The organism is Streptomyces sp. NPDC048664 (assembly GCF_040650555.1).
In the GTDB taxonomy this organism is placed as follows: domain Bacteria; phylum Actinomycetota; class Actinomycetes; order Streptomycetales; family Streptomycetaceae; genus Streptomyces.
Genome location: NZ_JBEZHK010000012.1, coordinates 173,516 through 194,628, shown reverse-complemented (window position 1 = coordinate 194,628; position 21,113 = coordinate 173,516). Strand labels below are relative to the sequence as shown.

14 protein-coding genes, 1 tRNA gene and 1 rRNA gene are annotated in these 21,113 nt (G+C 70.6%); 13 read left to right on the top strand and 3 right to left on the bottom strand.

The window, feature by feature from the left end:
* The 3 genes from rrf to AB0C59_RS16260 form a co-directional block, all read left to right on the top strand.
* A 5S ribosomal RNA gene (gene rrf / locus AB0C59_RS16270) occupies positions 1-92 on the top strand; the annotation flags it as partial.
* Between the two features lie 112 nt (positions 93-204).
* Positions 205-867 (top strand): DegT/DnrJ/EryC1/StrS family aminotransferase, encoded by a 663-nt coding sequence (locus AB0C59_RS16265; protein WP_363004921.1) that lies wholly within the window; start codon positions 205-207, stop codon positions 865-867.
* 93 nt (positions 868-960) lie between these two features.
* A tRNA-Thr gene (locus AB0C59_RS16260) sits at positions 961-1,036 on the top strand.
* 88 nt (positions 1,037-1,124) lie between these two features.
* Here the strand turns inward: AB0C59_RS16260 and AB0C59_RS16255 are convergent.
* Entirely contained in the window at positions 1,125-3,872 is a 2,748-nt protein-coding gene (locus tag AB0C59_RS16255) for a SpoIIE family protein phosphatase (RefSeq protein WP_363004901.1), read from the bottom strand.
* 374 nt (positions 3,873-4,246) lie between these two features.
* On the opposite strand from AB0C59_RS16255, the gene AB0C59_RS16250 reads away from it, so the two are divergent.
* The 10 genes from AB0C59_RS16250 (at position 4,247) to AB0C59_RS16205 (ending at position 19,296) form a co-directional block, all read left to right on the top strand.
* Positions 4,247-9,712 (top strand): HAMP domain-containing protein, encoded by a 5,466-nt coding sequence (locus AB0C59_RS16250; RefSeq protein WP_363004899.1) that lies wholly within the window; start codon positions 4,247-4,249, stop codon positions 9,710-9,712.
* A gap of 276 nt (positions 9,713-9,988) precedes the next feature.
* A complete protein-coding gene (locus AB0C59_RS16245; RefSeq protein ID WP_363004897.1) occupies positions 9,989-10,672 on the top strand; it encodes a response regulator in 684 nt (227 codons plus the stop codon).
* Between the two features lie 262 nt (positions 10,673-10,934).
* Complete coding sequence (locus AB0C59_RS16240; RefSeq protein ID WP_363004895.1) at positions 10,935-13,634, top strand: DNA translocase FtsK; 2,700 nt, start codon at positions 10,935-10,937, stop codon at positions 13,632-13,634.
* 254 nt (positions 13,635-13,888) lie between these two features.
* Entirely contained in the window at positions 13,889-14,758 is an 870-nt protein-coding gene (locus tag AB0C59_RS16235; protein ID WP_363004893.1) for a RodZ domain-containing protein, read from the top strand.
* Between the two features lie 126 nt (positions 14,759-14,884).
* Positions 14,885-16,357 (top strand): 30S ribosomal protein S12 methylthiotransferase RimO, encoded by a 1,473-nt coding sequence (rimO, locus tag AB0C59_RS16230; protein ID WP_363004891.1) that lies wholly within the window; start codon positions 14,885-14,887, stop codon positions 16,355-16,357.
* Entirely contained in the window at positions 16,354-17,157 is an 804-nt protein-coding gene (gene pgsA / locus AB0C59_RS16225; protein WP_363004889.1) for a CDP-diacylglycerol--glycerol-3-phosphate 3-phosphatidyltransferase, read from the top strand. The genes rimO and pgsA overlap by 4 nt, the downstream gene beginning before the upstream one ends.
* Positions 17,154-17,699, top strand: a complete 546-nt coding sequence (locus tag AB0C59_RS16220; RefSeq protein WP_363004887.1) for a CinA family protein — start codon at positions 17,154-17,156, stop codon at positions 17,697-17,699. The genes pgsA and AB0C59_RS16220 overlap by 4 nt, the downstream gene beginning before the upstream one ends.
* Before the next feature lie 109 nt (positions 17,700-17,808).
* On the top strand, positions 17,809-18,186 hold the full coding sequence (locus tag AB0C59_RS16215) for a helix-turn-helix transcriptional regulator (RefSeq protein WP_363004885.1): 378 nt from the start codon (positions 17,809-17,811) through the stop codon (positions 18,184-18,186).
* Positions 18,187-18,411: 225 nt separating this feature from the next.
* The gene (locus AB0C59_RS16210; RefSeq protein WP_363004883.1) at positions 18,412-18,882 is read left to right on the top strand and encodes a DNA starvation/stationary phase protection protein; all 471 of its coding nucleotides are present in this window, start codon (positions 18,412-18,414) and stop codon (positions 18,880-18,882) included.
* Between the two features lie 150 nt (positions 18,883-19,032).
* Entirely contained in the window at positions 19,033-19,296 is a 264-nt protein-coding gene (locus AB0C59_RS16205; protein WP_363004919.1) for a hypothetical protein, read from the top strand.
* A gap of 91 nt (positions 19,297-19,387) precedes the next feature.
* Here the strand turns inward: AB0C59_RS16205 and AB0C59_RS16200 are convergent, their stop codons facing one another.
* Positions 19,388-20,149: an SDR family NAD(P)-dependent oxidoreductase gene (locus AB0C59_RS16200; protein ID WP_363004881.1), complete on the bottom strand. Its 762-nt coding sequence runs from the start codon at positions 20,147-20,149 to the stop codon at positions 19,388-19,390.
* 33 nt (positions 20,150-20,182) lie between these two features.
* Entirely contained in the window at positions 20,183-21,061 is an 879-nt protein-coding gene (locus AB0C59_RS16195; RefSeq protein ID WP_363004879.1) for a DNA-formamidopyrimidine glycosylase family protein, read from the bottom strand.
* Between the last annotated feature and the right edge of the window lie 52 nt (positions 21,062-21,113).

The window sequence follows — 21,113 nt, the reverse complement described above, 5'->3', positions numbered from 1 at the left end:
CGCCCGGTTACATTTCGAACCCGGAAGCTAAGCCTTACAGCGCCGATGGTACTGCAGGGGGGACCCTGTGGGAGAGTAGGACGCCGCCGAACAATTATTCAGAGCTGGTCCCCGAACTTCGGTTCGGGGACCAGCTCTTTTTTTTTGAGCGTCACTTTGCGTTCACGTTGCCGGACGAACATCCGAGCCGTGGGTACCGCTGGAATGCTCAAGTCCGCAGGCGTCGGCAACGGTGACGAGGTCGTCGTGCCCGCCTTCGGGAACATCGAGGTTGCCGAGGCCGTCACCCTGGCCGGCGCGATGCCTGTCTTCGCCGACATAGACCCGGCGACCTACTGCCTCGACCCCGCCGCCGTGGAAGCCGCGGTCACCCCGCACACCGCCGCGATCGTCGTCGTCCACCGGTTCGGCCGGCCGGCCGACATCGCGCGACTCCACGAACTCGGCCAGCGGCACGGGGTCCTGGTGCTGGAGCAGGGCGAGTCCGAGACGCCGTACGGCGAGGTGGCACAGCGCCGTGAGCGTGCCGCGTACCTCGATCGACGGCTGCGGGGCGTGCGCACACCCGAAAGCGGCGGCGGCCACACCTATCAGCAGTACGTGGTGCGGGTGCCGGGCAACGGCCGGCCGGACCGTGACGCCTTCGCACGGGCGGTCCGCGCCAAGGGAGTCGCATGCCGGGTGCCGGTCAAGACGCCCGTGCACCGAATGCCGGGATTCCGACGCGACATCGCCCTGCCCGAGACCGAGCGCGCCGCCGACGAGACGCTTTCCCTGCCGATCGACGCGGCTCTGACGCGGCGTGAGATGAACAGGATCGTCTCCGCGTGCAACGCGCTGGGCGGATTGCTCCAGCCCGCGTTCTGATCCCGTGTTCCGCACCAGAGCTCTGGTTGGGAGCACACGTCAGTTCGGGGTATGATCTATTTCGTTGCCGCGGGGAAACCCGCGAGGCGGCAGGCCCCCATAGCTCAGTCGGCAGAGCGTCTCCATGGTAAGGAGAAGGTCAACGGTTCGATTCCGTTTGGGGGCTCCACGGAAAGACATGAAAGAGGCCTCGCCCATCAGGGCGAGGCCTCTTTCATGTCCCGGGTTCCGGGCAGTTCAGGCCCCGGCCACCGCATTCAGTCCTGCGGAAGGCCCGGCACGCGCATCGCGAGAATGGCCATGTCGTCGGAGGGAGCGTCGGAGGCGAAGCGCTCGACCGCACGCATGATGCGAGCCGCCACCGCGCCCGCCGTGAGGCCCGTACACGTCGTCAGAACGTCCGCCAGGCCGTCGTCCCCCAACATGCGGGTGCCCTCACGGCGTTCGGTGACCCCGTCCGTGACGCACAGCAGGACGTCGCCCGGATCGAGCGTCACCGTCTGCTCGTAGAGCTCCAGGTCCTCCATCACCCCGAGGAGCGGCTGCGGTTCGGCCGCCGGTTCCACCGTCCCGTCCTGACGCAGCCGGAGCGGCAGCGGATGGCCGGCGCACACCACCTTCAACAGCGCGCTGCCGTCCTCCTGCGGCCACAGCTCGCCGTACAGAAGCGTGAGGAAGCGGCTCCGCGCCCCCTCGTCGAGGATCGCGGAGTTGAGGCGCTCCAGGACCGCCGGGCCGCCGAAGCCCTCACGGGCGAGCAGCCGCAGGGCGTGCCGGGCCAGTCCCGTGACCGCCGCGGCCTCGGGCCCCGTGCCGCAGACGTCGCCGATGGCGAAGCCGTACGCGCCGTCGCGGATGGGGAACAGGTCGTAGAAGTCGCCGCCGACCTCGTTGCCCTCGCCGGCCGCCCGATAGATGACGTCGACCTCGACACCCTCGACCGTGGGCAGTTCCGGGGGGAGCAGGCTGCGCTGGAGCGACTGGCTGATGGCCGTGCGCTCCGAGTAGAGCCGCGCGTTGTCCAGAGCCAGCGCGGCCCGTCGGCTCAAGTCCTCGGCGAGCTCCAGGATCTCCTGCCGGAAGTGCTCGTCCGTCGGCTTGCCCAAGGTGAGCATGCCGATCACGCGGTTGCGGGCGACGAGGGGGAGGACGACCGTCTCGCCGCCGACCGCCGAGGCGGTCGCCAAGGTCGTGCCGATGCCGGAGCTGATCGACGGGGGCTCGCCGAGCCCGAGGCTGCGCATGGACGTGCGCAGCGCCGCGCGGTGCGCCGCCTCCGCCGGCTGCGTCCAGACCCGGGCGCCGGGGGTCAGGATCGGCTCCGGCGGGGGGATCTGCGACAGCAGCGCCTTGAGGCCGTCGATGCGTTCCTCGTCCTCGTGCAGCACATAGGAGAGGTAGGTCTCCGAGGACTGGTCCGCGATCGTGTACACCGCGCACCAGGTGGCCAGGGTCGGGATCGTCATCTGCGCCATGAGCGCCAGGGTCTGGTCGCGGTCGAGGGTGCCCGCCAGCAGGTCGGAGGCCTCGACCAGGAAGCTCAGCGAGCCGCGGCGCAGCCGCTCCAGTTCACCGAGCCGGGCGGACTCCACCGCGAGCGCGATGCGGTCCGCGGCGAACTGCAGGCGCAGCGCCTCCTCGTTGGAGTAGCGCGAGGGCGACTCGGCGGCGACCCCGAGAGAGCCGGTGAGGCGGCCCTCCACCTTCAGGGGGACCGTCACGACCGAGCGCATGCCCGTGCCGGACAGCAGGGGCACCGCTCCGGGGACGGCCGTGAGATCGTCGTGGACGGCGGGCATACGGGCCGAGCCGTAGCGGCCGGGACCGGCCTCGACCGGGACGCGGGCGAAGCGCTGGCGGGCCGAGGGCAGGCCGGTGGAGGCGCGCACCTCCAGCTCCGTCTCGTCGTCGGTGGCCAGCAGCAGGAAGGCCGCGTCGCCGTCGAGCATGTCCCGGGCGCGCTCGACCGTGCGCTGCAGGAGGCCGTCGAGGTCGTCGGGGGCCGGCGAGCCGATGAAGACCTCGAAGGGGTCGGTGGTCTGGCCCTCCTGAGCCGTGGCCGTGTCGGAGGACGTGGTGCGCAACGGGGTCTGCAGGACGGCGCGCTCGTGGTCGCGTACCAGCAGGCACACCGTGGACGGCTCGCCCGCCGTGTCCCGTACGCGCAGGTGGGAGGCGTAGACGGGGGCCACTCGGCCGTCGGCGCAGCGGATGCCGTAGCTGCCCTCCCAGCGGGAGAGCTGGAGGGCCTCGGCGATGCCGGTGCCCGTGCCCGGCGTCTGGGGCCACGCGGCGAGATCGATGAGCGGCTTGCCGGTGACCTGGTCGGCCGGGTACCCGAACAGGTCCTCGGCGTCCTCGTTCCAGGCGGTGACGGAGGCGTTGCGGTCGATCTGGACGACGGCGACGCGGACCCGGGTGTCGGCGAGCGGGAGGAGTTCGGCGGGCAGGGTGGGGCCCGCGCTGCGGGTACCGACGGGGCGCTCGGGCAGGTCGAGCTGGAACCAGACCTTCTTGTGGGTGGGGGTGTACTCCACACCCCACCGTCGGGCGAGCGCGGCGCACAGTTGGAGGCCGCGTCCGCCCTCGCGGTCGGGGCTGCCCATGCTGACGGCGCTGGTCTGCACCGGGATCTCGCGCTCCGGGTAGTGGTCGGCGACCTCGACGCGTACGCCGTCGTCGCTGCGCAGGCACAGGACGTCCGCGGCGGTGCCCGCGTGGACGACGGCGTTGGTGACCAGTTCACTGGTCAGGACCACGGCGTCGTCGACGATGTCGGCGAACCCCCACCCCTGGAGCGTGTCCCGTACGAAGGACCGGGCCGTTGCGACCGATCGTCCTACGGGCTCGAAGCTGGCTGCCGCGCGCGCGGTGATCACTGCACTCCTCGTCCGGTTATCGACATGCGGGGGAGGCGGGCCGACCCGCTCCTGCCGCGGCAGTTGCCGGTCCCCGTCGGGCCGGGGATCCTGGGGTGGTCCCCCGGGTCGAACTCCGGTGGTCATGGTGCGGTGCCCCTCCGATGCCTGCCCGCTCGTGCTCGTGCCACCGCCCACGCCGGACCGGCGCGGCTGGACAGCCGCATGCAAGGTTACTTACCTTCGCCGTCCATGCGGGTGCCGGTCGAGGGTGTTTACGTCTACAGGGTGTGCGGAGCGTGTGCGAAGCTGCCGAACTGTTATGGCCGGGTTCGGGCAGGGTGAAACACTGGGCAGGCTCACCAGTGAGAGAAAAGCGGGCCGAGTGCCGTCCGTCACGCCGGGCAGAAGCACGCGCGTGTCGTCCGGGCGGCCGGGCAGGCACTACGCATGAGTAACGGGTACGTCGAGCAGTACCTCTGAGCACAGCAGTGAAGGTCGACCCCTGCGGGAGGGACACAGTGGAGTCTGGCGCAGCGACGCGGGCCACGAAGACGCGCGCGAAAGGCGGACCGTCCCTGAGCAACCAGCGCAAGGCGCGAGGCGGCACCACCGCGGTGGACACGGCGGCCCTGAACAAGCTGCTGACGGCGCTGGAGTCGATGCGCGACGGCAACTTCCGCAAGAGGCTGACGGTCTCGGGCGACGGGGTGATGGCCGAGATCGCCGCCGTCTTCAACGAGGTCGCGGACCGCAATCTGCATCTGACCGGTGAGCTGGCGCGGGTGCGCCGCATGGTCGGGCGCGAGGGAAAGCTCACGGAGCGGCTGGAGTCGGGGGCCTGCGAGGGCTCCTGGGCGGCCGCCATCGACGCCTCCAACGCGCTGGTGGACGATCTCGTACACCCCGTGTCCGAGGTCAGCCGGGTGCTGTCCGCCGTGGCGGAGGGTGATCTGTCGCCGCGGATGGAGCTGCGGACGCAGGGCCAGGACGAGACGGGGCATCCGCTGCGCGGGGAGTTCCTGAAGGTCGGGCGGACGGTCAACAACCTGGTCGACCAGCTGTCGACGTTCACCGACGAGGTCACGCGGGTGGCCAGCGAGGTGGGCACGCTGGGCAAGCTGGGCGGGCAGGCCCGGGTGCGCGGCATGTCGGGTTCGTGGAAGGACCTCACGGACTCCGTCAACACGATGGCGTACCGGTTGACCGCGCAGGTGCGTGACATCGCGCTGGTGACCACGGCGGTCGCCAAGGGCGACCTGTCCCGCAAGGTCACCGTCCACGTCGCGGGCGAGATGCTGGAGCTGAAGGAAACCGTCAACACGATGGTGGACCAGCTCTCCTCGTTCTCCTCCGAGGTGACCCGGGTAGCCCGTGAGGTGGGCACCGAGGGGGAGCTGGGCGGCCAGGCGCAGGTTCCTGGTGTGGCGGGTGTGTGGAAGGACCTCACCGATTCGGTGAACCTGATGGCGGGCAACCTGACCGCCCAGGTGCGCGGGATCGCGCAGGTGACGACGGCGGTCGCCAACGGCGACCTGTCGCAGAAGGTCACCGTGTCGGCACGGGGTGAGGTCGCCCGGCTCGCCGAGACGATCAACCAGATGACCGAGACGCTGCGCACGTTCGCCGACGAGGTCACCCGGGTGGCCAACGAGGTGGGCGGCGAGGGCAGGCTCGGCGGCCAGGCGAACGTGCCGGGCGCGGCGGGCACGTGGAAGGACCTCACCGATTCGGTGAACACGGTCTTCCGGAACCTGACGACCCAGGTGCGGGACATCGCCGAGGTGACGACGGCGGTGGCCAACGGCGACCTGTCGCAGAAGGTCACCGTGAACGTCGCCGGCGAGATGCTGGAGCTGAAGAACACCGTCAACGGGATGGTGGACCAGCTGTCCGCCTTCGGCGCCGAGGTGACCCGGGTCGCGCGGGAGATCGGCGTGGAGGGTGAGTTGGGCGGCCAGGCGCAGGTGACGGGCGCCGCGGGCACGTGGAAGGACCTCACGGACTCCGTCAACACGGCGTTCCGCAACCTCACCGGTCAGGTGCGCAACATCGCGCAGGTGACGACGGCGGTCGCCACGGGCGACCTGTCGCAGAAGGTCACGGTGGACGTCTCGGGCGAGATGCTCCAGCTGAAGGACACCGTGAACACGATGGTGGACCAGCTGTCGTCCTTCGCCGACCAGGTCACCCGCATGGCCAGGGACGTGGGTACGGAAGGCCGGCTCGGCGGCCAGGCCGTGGTGCCGGGCGTCAGCGGCACGTGGAAGGAACTCACCGACTCCGTCAACTTCATGGCGGGCAACCTCACCTCGCAGGTGAGGCAGATCGCCCAGGTGACGACGGCGGTGGCGCGCGGTGACCTGTCGCAGAAGATCGACGTGGACGCGCGCGGCGAGATCCTTGAGCTGAAGAACACCATCAACAACCTGGTGGACCAGCTCTCGGCGTTCGCCGAGCAGGTGACCCGGGTGGCGCGTGAGGTGGGCACGGAGGGCCGTCTGGGCGGTCAGGCGCAGGTGCCCGGCGTGGCCGGGGTGTGGCGTGATCTCACCGACTCGGTGAACGGCATGGCCGGCAACCTGACCACCCAGGTGCGCAACATCGCCCAGGTCGCCACGGCGGTGGCGCGCGGTGACCTGTCGCAGAAGATCGACGTGGACGCGCGCGGCGAGATCCTGGAGTTGAAGAACACCATCAACACGATGGTGGATCAGCTGTCCAGTTTCGCCGAGCAGGTGACGCGGGTGGCGCGTGAGGTGGGCACCGAGGGCATCCTCGGTGGCCAGGCCGAGGTGCAGGGTGTGTCCGGCACCTGGAAGGACCTCACGCAGTCCGTGAACTTCATGGCGAACAACCTGACGATCCAGGTGCGCAACATCGCCGAGGTGACGACGGCGGTCGCCAAGGGCGACCTGTCCAAGAAGATCACCGTGGACGCCAAGGGCGAGATCCTGGAGCTGGTCACGACCGTCAACACGATGGTGGACCAGCTGTCGTCCTTCGCCGAGCAGGTGACCCGGGTGGCCCGTGAGGTGGGCACCGAGGGCATCCTGGGCGGCCAGGCGCATGTCGCCGGTGTCACGGGCATCTGGAAGGACCTGAGCGACAACGTCAACCTGATGGCCAACAACCTGACCGTGCAGGTGCGCAACATCTCCCAGGTGGCGGCGGCGGTCGCCAACGGCGACCTGACGCGGACGGTGACCATCGAGGCGAGCGGAGAGGTCGCGCAGCTCGCCGACACCTTCAACACGATGGTGAAGACGCTGAGCTCGTTCGCCGACCAGGTCACCAAGGTGGCCCGTGAGGTGGGTACGGACGGGATCCTCGGTGGTCAGGCGCATGTGCCGGGTGTGGCGGGCACGTGGAAGGACCTCACCGAGTCGGTGAACCAGATGGCGTCCAACCTGACCGGCCAGGTGCGCAACATCGCCATGGTCACGACGGCCATCGCCAAGGGCGATCTGACGAAGAAGATCGACATCGACGCGCGGGGCGAGATCCTCGAACTGAAGACGACCATCAACACGATGGTCGACCAGCTGTCCTCCTTCGCGGAGGAGGTCACCAGGGTGGCCCGCGAGGTGGGCACGGAGGGGCAGCTGGGCGGTCAGGCGCGGGTGCGGGACGTCGACGGCACCTGGCGCGATCTGACCGAGTCCGTGAACGAGATGGCCGGGAACCTGACCCGGCAGGTGCGCGCCATCGCGCGCGTCGCGACCGCCGTGACGCGTGGCGACCTCAACCTGAAGATCGACGTGGACGCCTCCGGTGAGATCCAGGATCTTCAGGACTACATCAACAAGATGATCGCCAACCTGCGCGACACCACGATCGCCAACAAGGAGCAGGACTGGCTCAAGGGCAACCTGGCCCGGATCTCCGCCCTGATGCAGGGCCGGCGCGACCTGGAGGACGTCGCCTCGCTGATCATGAGCGAGCTGACGCCGGTGGTGTCCGCCCAGCACGGCGCGTTCTTCCTGGCGATGTCCCTGGTCGACGGGAGGGATCCGGTCGCCGAGAGCGAGGAGCGCTACGAGCTGCGGATGCTCGGCTCGTACGGGTACTCGATGGGGTCGATGCCGACGTCGTTCCGCCCGGGTGAGGCGCTGATCGGGACGGCGGCCCAGGAGCGGCGCACGATCCTGGTGGAGGACGTCCCGACCGGCTATCTGAAGATCTCCTCCGGACTGGGGGAGGCACCGCCCGCGCAGGTGATCGTGCTGCCGGTGCTGTTCGAGGGCAAGGTGCTCGGTGTCATCGAGCTGGCTTCCTTCACGAAGTTCACACAGATCCAGAGGGACTTCCTCAACCAGATCGCCGAGATGATCGCCACCAGCGTCAACACCATCTCCGTGAACACCAAGACCGAGGTGCTGCTGAAGCAGTCCCAGGAGCTGACGGAACAGCTCCAGGAGCGGTCCGCGGAGCTGGAGAACCGGCAGAAGGCACTCCAGGACTCGAATGCCGAACTGGAGGACAAGGCCGAGCTGCTGGCGCAGCAGAACCGCGACATCGAGGTCAAGAACACCGAGATCGAGGAGGCGCGCCAGGTCCTGGAGGAGCGCGCGGAGCAGCTCGCGGTGTCCATGCGCTACAAGAGCGAGTTCCTGGCCAACATGTCCCACGAGCTGCGGACACCGCTGAACTCGCTGCTCATCCTGGCCAAGCTGCTCGCGGACAACGCCGAGTCGAACCTCTCCCCGAAGCAGGTCGAGTTCGCGGAGACCATCCACGGCGCGGGTTCCGATCTGCTCCAGCTGATCAACGACATCCTGGACCTGTCGAAGGTCGAGGCGGGCAAGATGGACGTCTCGCCGACACGCATCGCGCTCGTCCAGCTCGTGGACTACGTGGAGGCGACCTTCCGGCCGTTGACCGCGGAGAAGGGCCTCGACTTCTCCGTGCGGGTGTCGCCCGAACTGCCGGCCACGCTGCACACCGACGAGCAGCGGCTGCTGCAGGTGCTGCGCAACCTGCTGTCCAACGCGGTGAAGTTCACCGACACGGGCGCGGTGGAGCTGGTCATCAGGCCGGCGGGGGCGGATGTCCCGGTGGCCATCCGGGAGCAGCTCCTGGAGGCCGGTGCCCTGCGCGACCCGGACGCGGATCTCATCGCGTTCTCCGTCGCCGACACGGGCATCGGCATCGCGGCCAGCAAGATGCGGGTGATCTTCGAGGCGTTCAAGCAGGCGGACGGCACGACCAGCCGCAAGTACGGTGGTACGGGTCTGGGGCTGTCCATCTCGCGGGAGATCGCCCGGCTGCTCGGCGGCGAGATCCACGCGCAGAGCGAGCCCGGGCGCGGCTCGACGTTCACCCTGTATCTGCCGCTGCACCCGAGCGAACTGCCGCCTCAGGGCTATGCGCAGCTCGCCCCCGCGATGGAGGCCGACGAACTGCTGGCCTCCGAGGCCCAGCCCGCCGCGCAGGGCATCGAGACCCCCGCGGAGGTGAAGTCGTACCGGGAGACCCAGAACGGGCCCGCAGCCCTCTTCCGGCGCCGGCGCCGGGCGGTCTCGGCGGCTCCGGCGCGCGAGAGCCAGGGACCGGAGCAGTGGGCCGGGGAGCAGCAGGAGACGCCGGTGCCGGCCCAGGCCGTGCGGTTCGACAGCGAGAAGGTGCTGATCGTCGACGACGACATCCGCAACGTCTTCGCGCTGACCAGCGTCCTGGAGCAGCACGGCCTGTCGGTGCTCTACGCCGAGAACGGCCGCGAGGGCATCGAGGTCCTGGAGCAGCACGACGATGTCGCGGTCGTGCTGATGGACATCATGATGCCGGAGATGGACGGGTACGCGACGACGACGGCGATCCGGCGGATGCCGCAGTTCGCGGGGCTGCCGATCGTCGCGCTGACGGCGAAGGCGATGAAGGGCGACCGGGAGAAGGCCATCGAGTCGGGTGCCTCCGACTACGTGACCAAGCCGGTCGACCCCGACCATCTGCTGTCCGTGATGGAGCAGTGGATGCGTGAGCGGTGACCGCGACACCCGATGTTCACGCCCGGTCGCTGACTGAGTGTGGCCGGGTCCGTGTAGAGGTACGGTGCACGGGGAACCTTCTGGTCCTCTGCCGCGTTTCTGCTACGTCCACAGTGACATCACGGTGACAGGGTGTGGCGACGGGCGGGGTACGGCTACGATGACCGGCACAAGGACGGGCGGCGTAAGGAGTCGTCCCCTGGAGCGGTGCCCGAAGGCGCTGCTTCGAGTCCTGAGGACAGGGGAGGCCCCAAGCCGGGGCGAGGAGGGCGGGCCATGGTGCAGAAGGCCAAGATCCTCCTGGTCGATGACCGGCCGGAGAATCTGCTGGCGCTGGAGGCCATCCTCTCTGCGCTCGATCAGACGCTGGTCAGGGCATCGTCCGGGGAGGAAGCGCTCAAGGCACTGCTGACGGACGATTTCGCGGTCATTCTGCTGGACGTCCAGATGCCAGGGATGGACGGTTTCGAAACCGCCGCGCACATCAAGCGACGGGAGCGGACCAGGGACATCCCGATCATCTTCCTGACGGCGATCAACCACGGTCCGCATCACACCTTCCGGGGATACGCGGCGGGTGCCGTGGACTACATCTCCAAGCCGTTCGACCCGTGGGTGCTGCGCGCGAAGGTGTCGGTGTTCGTCGAGCTCTACATGAAGAACTGCCAGCTGCGTGAGCAGGCCGCGCTGCTGCGGCTCCAGTTGGAGGGCGGCGGCAAGGCCGCGGGCGGCGACAGCAAGGAGCCCGCCGGGCTGCTCGCCGAGCTCTCCGCGCGGCTCGCGGCGGTCGAGGAGCAGGCGGAGGCGTTGTCCAAGCAGCTCGACGACGAGTCGGCGGACGCGGCGGCGGTGGCCACCGCGGCGCATCTCGAACGCAAACTCACGGGCCTGCGCAGGGCGCTCGACGCGCTGGAGCCGGGCACGGGCACTGGCGCCCCGCCGGTGCCCTCGCAGAGCTGATCAGGGCGGAAGGGAAGCGGTCCGGTGCCCTCTCCAGGGCCTTGAGGGGCGACCTCAGGGCCTGGGCGGGGCACCTTGGAGGCTCGCACCACGCGGTGGTGGGGTTCCGGCGCGCGGACGGTCGGCGCATGCGCCGGTGGACATCCGTACGGGGCACCTGCCCTGAGGGCGCGTCAGTTTCACGCCTCCAGGCAGGCGACACGAACGGGTGAAGCCGCGGGCACGCGTGTGCCTGCTCATCCACACCGGTAACCTCACACCCATGGCCCCACGTCCCGCAGCCAAGAAGCCGCCCGCGAAGAAGGCGGCCGCTCCGAGGAAGGCTCCGGCGAGGAAGGCCCCCGCGAAGAAGGTCGTGGCGAAGAAGGCGCCCGCGAGGAAGGCCCCGGCCAGGAAACTCGCCCCCGCGCCGGCACCGAGCCCGACCGCGGGGGTGTACCGACTCGTCCGCGCCCTCTGGCTGGGGCTCGCGCACGCGGTCGGAGCCATGTTCCGCGGCATAGGGCGCGGTGCCAAGGGGCTCGACCCGGCGCACCGCAAGGACGGCCTCGCGCTCCTGCTGCTGGGCCTGTCCCTGGTCGTCGCCGCGGGCACCTGGGCCAATCTGCGCGGCCCCGTCGGGGACCTCGTGGAGATGCTCGTGACCGGCGCCTTCGGCCGGCTCGACCTGCTGGTGCCGCTGCTGCTCGGCGCGATCGCGGTGCGCCTGATCCTGCACCCGGAGCGGCCCGAGGCCAACGGCCGGATCGTCATCGGCCTCTCCGCCCTGGTCATCGGCATCCTCGGTCAGGTGCACATCGCCTGCGGCGGGCCCGCGCGTGCCGACGGCATGCAGGCGATAAGGGACGCGGGCGGGCTCATCGGCTGGGGTACGGCCACCCCGCTGACGTACACCATGGGCGACGCGCTCGCGGTGCCGCTGCTCCTGCTGCTCACCTTCTTCGGCGTGCTCGTCGTCACCGCCACCCCCGTCACCGCCATCCCGCAGCGGCTGCGTCTGCTCGGCGTGCGGCTCGGGCTCGTGCACGGCCCGGAGGTGCCCCTCGGAACCGAGGACGACGAGCGCTACGACGAGCAGTGGCGCGAGGCCCTGCCCCGCACCCGCAGGCGCGAGCCCGCCGACGAGGTGTACGACCCGGACGAGGTGGAGCAGGACGCGCTGTCCCGCCGCAGGGGCCGTACCCGGCGGCCGTCCGTGCAGCCGGCCCTGGGCCGGGAGATGGACGCCGTGGACGTCGCCGCGGCGGCCGCCGCGGCACTGGACGGCGCCGTGCTGCACGGCATGCCCCCCTCCCCGATCGTCGCCGATCTCACCCAGGGCGTGAGCGCGGCCGACCGGGCGGAGGCGACGCCCACGCCCGTCCCGGCGGCTCGGCCCCAGTCGGAGAAGCTCCCCGCGGACTCCCCGGTGCCCGACCTGACCAAGGCGGCCCCCCAGGAGACCCGTGACCTGCCGCCGCGCGCCGAGCAGCTCCAGCTCTCCGGCGACATCACCTATGCGCTGCCGTCCCTGGACCTCCTGACGCGCGGGGGCCCCGGAAAGGCGCGCAGCGCGGCGAACGACGCAGTCGTGGCCTCGCTCACCACCGTCTTCACCGAGTTCAAGGTCGACGCCGCCGTCACCGGCTTCACCCGCGGCCCGACGGTGACCCGGTACGAGGTCGAGCTGGGCCCCGCCGTGAAGGTCGAGCGGATCACCGCGCTGACCAAGAACATCGCGTACGCCGTCGCGAGCCCCGACGTGCGGATCATCAGCCCGATCCCCGGCAAGTCCGCCGTCGGGATCGAGATCCCGAACACCGACCGGGAGATGGTCAACCTCGGGGACGTCCTGCGGCTCGCCGCGGCGGCCGAGGACGACCATCCGATGCTGGTCGCACTCGGCAAGGACGTCGAGGGCGGCTACGTGATGGCGAACATGGCGAAGATGCCGCACATCCTCGTCGCCGGCGCGACCGGCTCCGGAAAGTCGTCCTGCATCAACTGCCTGATCACGTCGATCATGGTGCGGGCGACCCCGGAGGACGTGCGCATGGTCCTCGTGGACCCCAAGCGTGTCGAGCTGACCGCCTACGAGGGCATCCCGCACCTGATCACCCCGATCATCACCAACCCCAAGCGGGCGGCCGAGGCGCTCCAGTGGGTCGTACGCGAGATGGACCTGCGCTACGACGACCTCGCGGCGTTCGGCTTCCGGCACATCGACGACTTCAACGAGGCGATCAGGACCGGCAAGGTCACGGCGCCCGAGGGCAGTGGGCGCGAACTTCAGCCCTACCCCTATCTGCTGGTGATCGTGGACGAGCTGGCCGACCTGATGATGGTCGCGCCCCGCGACGTCGAGGACTCGATCGTGCGGATCACCCAGCTCGCGCGTGCGGCCGGCATCCACCTGGTGCTGGCCACCCAGCGTCCCTCCGTGGACGTCGTGACCGGTCTGATCAAGGCCAACGTCCCCTCCCGGCTCGCCTTCGCCACCTCCTCGCTCGCCGACTCGCGCGTCATCCTCGACCAGCCCGGGGCCGAGAAGCTGATCGGCAAGGGCGACGGCCTCTTCCTGCCGATGGGAGCCAACAAGCCCACCCGTATGCAGGGCGCGTTCGTGACCGAGGAGGAGGTCGCGGCGATCGTCCGGCACTGCAAGGAGCAGATGACGCCGGTCTTCCGCGAGGACGTCACCGTCGGCTCCAAGCAGAAGAAGGAGATCGACGAGGACATCGGCGACGATCTGGACCTGCTGTGCCAGGCGGCCGAGCTGGTCGTCTCCACGCAGTTCGGCTCCACCTCGATGCTCCAGCGCAAGCTGCGCGTCGGCTTCGCCAAGGCGGGACGCCTCATGGACCTCATGGAGTCGCGCAACATCGTCGGCCCCAGCGAGGGGTCCAAGGCACGTGACGTTCTTGTGAAACCTGACGAGATGGACGGAGTGCTCGCCGTGATCCGGGGGGAGTCTCAGTCCTAGGCCCTACCGACCGCCGCACCATGGCACACAAGCCTTGGAGGTCCGACCGTGATCCAGTCGTAAGTGATCCGTGAGCAACCGTTTCCCGTCCACGTACGTCAAGTTGAGCGAGGGGACGGGTACGTGGCCCACCATGAGGATGAGCGGCCATTCGGATGGCGTACAAAGTGATACCGACCGGTTGCCTCGCTCTTTCGCACCCCCCCTAGACTGAACTTCCAGCACAGGTGGCTCAACGCTCGAAAGGCGCCCCCGTGTCCATCGCCAACTCCCCTGACGACAAATCCTCCGAGGACGCGCGACCCTTTCCCGGCGAACGCGCAGACGACCACGCGTCGGAACGCCTGTCGATCGGCGATGCGCTGCGGCAGGCGCGGATCGCGGCCGGTCTGACCGTCGACGACATCAGCCACGCCACCCGGGTCCGGGTCGCCATCGTGCGGGCGATCGAACAGAACGACTTCGCGCCCTGCGGCGGCGACGTCTACGCCCGCGGCCACCTGCGCACGCTCGCGCGTGCCGTGGACCTCGACCCCGCCCCGCTGCTGGCGCAGTACGCCCGCGACCACGGCAAGGTCCCCGCCCCCACCCCGGCGGCCCCGCTCTTCGAGGCGGAACGTATCCGCCCCGACCGACGGGGACCCAACTGGACCGCCGCCATGGTGGCGGCGATCGTCGTGGTGATCGGCTTCGTCGGGTTCACCGCGATCAAGGGCGGTGACGGCGGCAGCGCCGCGAAATCGCCGGTCGCCAAGGGTCCCGAGACGAGCGCGGGCAAGCCCTCCGCGCCCGCCACGAAGCCCGGCAAGCCCGCCGCGCCGAAGCCGGAGCCCTCGGACAGCGCCATCGCCGCCGCGCCCCGCGACAAGGTGACCGTACGGGTCAGTGCCACCAGCGGCCGCAGCTGGATCTCGGCCAAGGACCACAACGGCCATGTCCTGTTCGACGGGCTGCTGGGGCAGGGAGACTCCCAGACCTTCCAGGACAAGGACAAGATCGACCTCGTCCTCGGCGACGCGGGAGCGATCGACCTGTATGTCAACGGAAAGAAGATCCAGGACGACTTCCAGCCCGGCCAGGTCGAACGTCTGACCTACACCAAGGGCGACCCCGTCACCGGGTGACACCCGCCCGCCGCGGCCCCCGCAGGGCACCGAGCGGGACCGAAAGGGCACGGACATACGGGGTTGGCCAAGATCGGCCAACCCCGTCGACGTGGGCTGTCAGCGGGACGAAGTAGTCTTGAGCCCATGCCTGAACGCCGTACCGTCGCACTCGTCACCCTTGGCTGCGCCCGTAACGAGGTGGACTCGGAGGAGCTCGCAGGCCGTTTGGAGGCGGACGGCTGGCAGCTCGTGGAGGACGCCAACGAAGCGGACGTCGCCGTCGTGAACACCTGCGGCTTCGTCGAGGCCGCGAAGAAGGACTCCGTGGACGCCCTCCTCGAGGCCAATGACCTCAAGGGCCATGGCCGCACGCAGGCCGTCGTGGCCGTCGGCTGCATGGCGGAGCGCTACGGCAAGGAGCTGGCCGAGGCCCTCCCCGAGGCGGACGGCGTCCTCGGCTTCGACGACTACGCGGACATCTCGGACCGCCTGGGAACCATCCTCAGCGGCGGCGTCCACGCCGCGCACACGCCCCGCGACCGCCGCAAGCTGCTGCCCATCAGCCCGGCCGAGCGGCAGGAGTCGGCCGCCTCGGTCGCCCTGCCCGGACACGCGCCCGCGGACCTCCCCGAGGGCCTGGCCCCCGCGTCGGGCCCCCGCGCGCCCCTGCGGCGCCGGCTGGACGGCGCACCGGTCGCCTCGGTGAAGCTGGCCTCCGGCTGCGACCGCAGATGCTCCTTCTGCGCCATTCCCTCCTTCCGCGGCTCCTTCATCTCGCGCCGCCCGAGCGATGTGCTGAACGAGACACGGTGGCTCGCCGAGCAGGGTGTGAAGGAGGTCATGCTGGTCTCCGAGAACAACACCTCGTACGGCAAGGACCTCGGCGACATCCGTCTGCTGGAGTCCCTGCTGCCCGAGCTGGCCGAGGTCGACGGCATCGAGCGTGTCCGCGTCAGCTACCTGCAGCCCGCCGAGATGCGGCCCGGCCTCATCGACGTCCTGACCTCCACCCCCAAGGTCGCGCCCTACTTCGACCTGTCCTTCCAGCACTCCGCGCCCGGCGTGCTGCGCGCGATGCGCCGCTTCGGCGACACCGACCGCTTCCTGGAGCTGCTGGACACCATCAGAACCAAGGCCCCCCAGGCCGGTGTGCGCTCCAACTTCATCGTGGGCTTCCCCGGCGAGAGCGCGGAGGACCTGGCCGAGCTGGAGCGCTTCCTGAACGGCGCGCGACTGGACGCGATCGGTGTCTTCGGCTACTCCGACGAGGACGGCACCGAGGCCGCGACCTACGAGGACAAGCTGGCCGAGGACGTGGTCGCCGAGCGGCTGGCGCGGGTCTCCCGGCTGGCCGAGGAGCTGGTGTCCCAGCGCGCCGAGGAACGCCTCGGCGAGACCGTGCACGTGCTCGTGGAGTCCGTGGACGGCGAGGACGGCGCCTGCGGCCGTGCCGAGCACCAGGCCCCCGAGACGGACGGGCAGATCCTGTTCACGACGGGCGAGGGCCTCGTGGTGGGTCGTATGGTCGAGGCGAAGGTGGTCGGTACGGAAGGTGTCGACCTGGTGGCCGAGCCGCTCCAGGGCGCGATCGGCCGTCCCGAGGAGGCGGGCAGATGACCGGTATCCCGGCATCCGCCGCGGGCGGCTCCTCCGGTGCGCGGGGAGCGGCGCCCACGAAGGGCGGCCCCGGTGCCTCGGGACCGTCCGGCGGCAGGGCGGCGGCCAAGGGCGGCCCCGGCGGGGGAGTACAGGCCGTGTCGGCGGCCGACGAGGGCGACCAGGACGGCACGCGGCCGGCGCGGGGCGGCAAACTGACCGCCGCCGCGGTCAACCAGGCCAGCGTCTGGAACGTCGCCAACCTTCTGACGATGCTGCGCCTGGTCCTCGTGCCGGGCTTCGTCGCGCTGATGCTCGCGGACGGCGGATACGACCCGGCGTGGCGCTCGCTCGCCTGGGCGGCCTTCGCCGTCGCGATGATCACCGACCTGTTCGACGGTCACCTGGCCCGCACCTACAACCTCGTCACGGACTTCGGGAAGATCGCCGACCCCATCGCCGACAAGGCGATCATGGGTGCGGCGCTGATCTGTCTGTCCTGGCTCGGAGACCTCCCGTGGTGGGTCACCGTGGTGATCCTCGGCCGTGAGCTGGGCGTCACCCTGCTGCGCTTCGTGGTCATCCGCTACGGCGTGATCCCGGCGAGCCGCGGCGGCAAGCTCAAGACCCTCACCCAGGGCGTCGCGGTCGGCATGTACGTCCTGGCGCTCACCGGATGGCTCGCGACCCTGCGGTTCTGGGTGATGGCCGCGGCGATCGTCCTGACCGTCGTCACCGGACTCGACTACGTACGCCAGGCCGTCGTCCTGCGCAGGCGCGGCATCGCCGAGCGCCGGGCCGCCGAGGCGGCCGAGAGGTGAACCCCGTGGCCGCCGAGGTCCTGCGACTACTCACGGTGAGGGGCGAGACGCTCGCCGTCGCCGAGTCGCTGACCGGCGGCCTGGTGGCCGCGGAGATCACCGCGGTGCCCGGAGCCTCCCAGGCGTTCCGCGGCTCCGTGACCGCCTACGCCACCGGACTCAAGCGGGACGTCCTCGGGGTGGACGGCGCGCTCCTGGACGCCCGCGGGGCGGTGGACCCGCAGGTCGCGGCGCAGATGGCGGCCGGAGTGCGCAGGGTGCTCGGCGCCGACTGGGGGATCGCCACCACGGGCGTGGCCGGGCCCGAACCGCAGGACGGACAACCGGTCGGCACCGTCTTCGTGGCCGTCCACGGACCGGGCGAGGACGCTTCGCGCGTACCCGGCGGCGGGAAAGTGACCCGTCTGCGGTTGAACGGTGACCGCGCGGAAATCCGTATGGAGAGTGTACGGAGCGTGCTCGCGCTGCTTCTGGAGGAGCTCGCGGGCGAACAGCGCGAGAATGAGCGGGCACAGGATACGGAACAGAACGGGGGGATTTGATGTTTGCAGCCCTGAGTGAACAGAGCAACGCTCCCCGCACGGCCGCCGCGCGAGGCGGTACGGTGGGGCGTGAAGGATGCGGTTTCGCGGTCCGAGGAGGGAGCCACCGATGATTTTGCTCCGTCGCCTGCTGGGTGACGTGCTGCGTCGGCAGCGCCAGCGCCAGGGCCGTACTCTGCGCGAAGTCTCCTCGTCCGCCCGAGTTTCGCTCGGCTATCTCTCCGAGGTGGAGCGGGGGCAGAAGGAGGCGTCCTCCGAGCTGCTCTCCGCGATCTGCGACGCGCTGGACGTACGGATGTCCGAGCTCATGCGAGAAGTGAGCGACGAGCTCGCCCTTGCCGAGCTGGCACAGTCGGCTGCGGCCACCGAACCGGTGCCCGCACCGGTCCGTCGCCCGATGTTCAATTCCGTGTCCGTCGCCGGTGTGCCACCGGAACGGGTCACGATCAAGGCGCCCACCGAGGCAGTGGACGTGGTCGCCGCCTGACCCTCGCACACGCGGGCGGGTGAGGCGGTACAGCGACAGCCGCAACCAAGAGCGGTACGAGAGCCCCGGCCGGGGCTGCTCCGGGAGATCCGGGCAGCGCGGCGGGGGCTCTCGCCCGTCCGGGCGCCGAAGGCCCCGTTTGCCGGGTGCGGGCGCTGCCGTCATCGTGGAAGGGCGAGGGGGGTCACGCGGGCTCGGGGCCTGGCGAACGCTTCCGGAGGATCGATGTACGTCGTGAAGAGCCCGCTGTCCGACACCGACCTCAAGACGGTGTCCGAGGCGCTGCAGGGAGCCCTGGTCGATCTGGTGGACCTCTCCCTGGTCGCCAAGCAGGTGCACTGGAACGTGATCGGACCGCGGTTCCGCTCCGTCCACCTGCAACTCGACGAGGTCGTGGACAGCGCACGACTGCACTCGGACACGGTGGCGGAGCGAGCCTCGGCCTTGGGCGTCCCACCGGACGGCCGCGCCACGACGGTCGCGCAGGGCAGCGGGATCGGCTCGGTGTCGCAGGGCTGGGTGAAGGACACGGACGCCGTGCGCACCCTCGTCTCCGCGCTGGGTGCGGTGATCACGCGTATGCGGGAGCGGGTGGAGTCGACCGCCGAGGCGGATCCGGTCAGCCAGGACCTGCTCATCGGGATCACCGCGGACCTGGAGAAGCACCACTGGATGTTCCAGGCGGAGAACGGGTGAGTCCGGCGGGTGGTCCGCCCGGCGTGCGCCGTCCCCGGCAGGGGCCGCAGGCATGCGCGGGGGCGGATGCGCCTGTGTGCCGCTGGTGCGCCCTCCCTGGTGGGGATGGGCCGTTCTAGGGTCTGGTTCCTCGGGTGGGAGGTGACGGCCATGGCGGGGCGCGCGGCGCGCAGGGGGGTTGCGCTGACGCTCGGTGCGCTGTGGTGGTGGGGGGCGCTCCGACTCGTGCTGGCACCCCATGCCGGGGTGCTGGAGGGGGCGGTCGTGGCCGGAGGCTGGGGACTGAGTCTGCTGCCGGTGCACTGCGTGCCGAAGAGCCGGGCCGAGGGGGCGGCCGGGTCGGACCAGTGGGCGTTGTCCTGGCGACGGCGGCGTGCCGATCGGGTGCGCGGAAGGGGTGCGCTACCCGGATAGGGGCGGGGGGGTGGGCGGGGCCGGCGTGACCGGGTCCGGGGGTGTTCAGGTGACTCCCGGGGCAGGGCGGCCGGCCCGCCCGCGGCGTGGCTCACCACGGCATCGCGACCCCTCCGTTCGGACGGAGGATCTGACCTGTGGTGAACGCCGCGGCGTCACAGGCCAGATGCAGGACCGCATGCGCGATGTCCTCCGGTTCGCCGACTCGGCCGAGAGGGGACATTCGCGCCATGAGCGCCTCCGTGCGCTCCTGCGCCTCGCCGTGCCGGGCGGTCATCGGTGTCCGGATCCAGCCGGGCGCCACGGCGTTGACCCGGATGCCGTGCGGCCCGACCTCGGTCGCCAGAGTCTTCGTCAGCTGCACCACCGCGGCCTTCGTGACGCCGTAGCAGAGCAGTCCCGCGCCGCCGGTGTCGATGGCGCCCGAGGCCATCGTGACGATGCTGCCGCGGGTTCTGTCCGCGATCATCCGGAGGGCGGCCTCCTGGCAAGCGTGCAGCACGCCCTTGAAGTTGACGGCCAGCACCCGGTCGAGATCCTCGTCGCGGGTCTCCAGGACGGGGCTGCTGTGCATGATCCCGGCGATCGCCGCCATCACGTCCAGGCGTTCGCAGCAGGCGACCGCCCGCTTCAGCTGCGCCCGGTCGCTGACGTCGAGGTGATGGGTGCGGGCCGTGCCACCGGCGTCCCTGACGAGGGCCGCCGTCTCCTCCAGGCCCTGTGCGTCGTGGTCGGCGCAGTGCACGCTCGCGCCGGCCTGTGCGAGCAGCAGGGCCGAGGCGCGGCCGATGCCGCCGGCGGCTCCGGTGACGAACACAGTGCGTCCGCTGAGGTCGTACGCCGTGACGGGCATGGCACCGACGGTACGAGCCTATCTGACGGTGCGTCAATCGGTCGGGTGCGGGCGTCTGTCGGCGCGACCGGGCCGTCCCGGGCCCCGCGTCCGGGGCGGGTACGTGGCCGGGGAAGGTGGCGGGGACGGGCCCCACTGGCAGGTGGGGCACCAGTAGGTGGGGCGCTCCCGGGAGCCGTCGCCCTGGTCGGCCACCCGCACCGGGGTGCCACAGCGCAGACACGGGCGGGGCGCGCGGCCGTACACGAAGAGGTTCTGGTCGCGCCGCCCTGTGGTGTTGCGTGTCGGGCGGTCGCGGTTGGCTTCCAGGAGCCTGTGTGCGAGCGCCGGGAGGTGGGCGACGTGCTCGGCGGGCAGGGCCCCGACGGGCAGCCAGGGGGTGACCCGCATGAGGAAGCAGAGCTCGCTCTTGTAGACGTTGCCGATGCCGGCCAGATTGCGTTGGTCCAGGAGCGCTTCGCCGAGCGCGCGGTCGGGGTCGCGCAGCAGGTTCTCCAGCGCCTTGTCGGGATCCCAGTCGGCGCCCAGCGGATCGGGTCCGAGGTGCCCCACGGCGCGGTGCTCCTCGCCGGTGCGCAGAAGTTCCAGCACGGGCAGGCGGTAGCCGACCGCCGTACGGTCGGCCGTGCCGAGGATCGCCCGGATCTGGTGGGTGGGACCGCCGCCCCAGCGCTGTCCCTGTGCGTAGATCCTCCAGGCGCCGTCCATCCGCAGATGCGAGTGCAGGGTGAGCCCGCCCTCGATCCGGGTGAGGAGATGCTTGCCGCGCGGGGTGACGTCCAGGACACGGCGGCCGGTCAGGTCGGCCGTGGCGAACGCGGGCACCCTGAGGTCGGAGCGGGTCAGCACCTCGCCCGCCAGCGCACGGTGCAGACGCCCCGCGGCCTGGTGGACGGTGTCGCCTTCGGGCATGGGTCAAGGGTGGCACGTCCGGGCGCCCGTGCCCGCGCCTCACGTCCGTGCC

Excerpts from the sequence above, each read along its gene's own strand:
- AB0C59_RS16255 (WP_363004901.1), bottom strand. The coding sequence starts at position 3,872 with ATGACCACCGGAGTTCGACCCGGGGGACCACCCCAGGATCCCCGGCCC.
- AB0C59_RS16210 (WP_363004883.1), top strand. The coding sequence starts at position 18,412 with ATGTACGTCGTGAAGAGCCCGCTGTCCGACACCGACCTCAAGACGGTG.
- AB0C59_RS16205 (WP_363004919.1), top strand. The coding sequence starts at position 19,033 with ATGGCGGGGCGCGCGGCGCGCAGGGGGGTTGCGCTGACGCTCGGTGCG.
- AB0C59_RS16265 (WP_363004921.1), top strand. The coding sequence starts at position 205 with ATGCTCAAGTCCGCAGGCGTCGGCAACGGTGACGAGGTCGTCGTGCCC.
- pgsA (WP_363004889.1), top strand. The coding sequence starts at position 16,354 with ATGACCGGTATCCCGGCATCCGCCGCGGGCGGCTCCTCCGGTGCGCGG.
- AB0C59_RS16215 (WP_363004885.1), top strand. The coding sequence starts at position 17,809 with ATGATTTTGCTCCGTCGCCTGCTGGGTGACGTGCTGCGTCGGCAGCGC.
- rimO (WP_363004891.1), top strand. The coding sequence starts at position 14,885 with ATGCCTGAACGCCGTACCGTCGCACTCGTCACCCTTGGCTGCGCCCGT.
- AB0C59_RS16240 (WP_363004895.1), top strand. The coding sequence starts at position 10,935 with ATGGCCCCACGTCCCGCAGCCAAGAAGCCGCCCGCGAAGAAGGCGGCC.
- AB0C59_RS16245 (WP_363004897.1), top strand. The coding sequence starts at position 9,989 with ATGGTGCAGAAGGCCAAGATCCTCCTGGTCGATGACCGGCCGGAGAAT.
- AB0C59_RS16200 (WP_363004881.1), bottom strand. The coding sequence starts at position 20,149 with ATGCCCGTCACGGCGTACGACCTCAGCGGACGCACTGTGTTCGTCACC.
- AB0C59_RS16195 (WP_363004879.1), bottom strand. The coding sequence starts at position 21,061 with ATGCCCGAAGGCGACACCGTCCACCAGGCCGCGGGGCGTCTGCACCGT.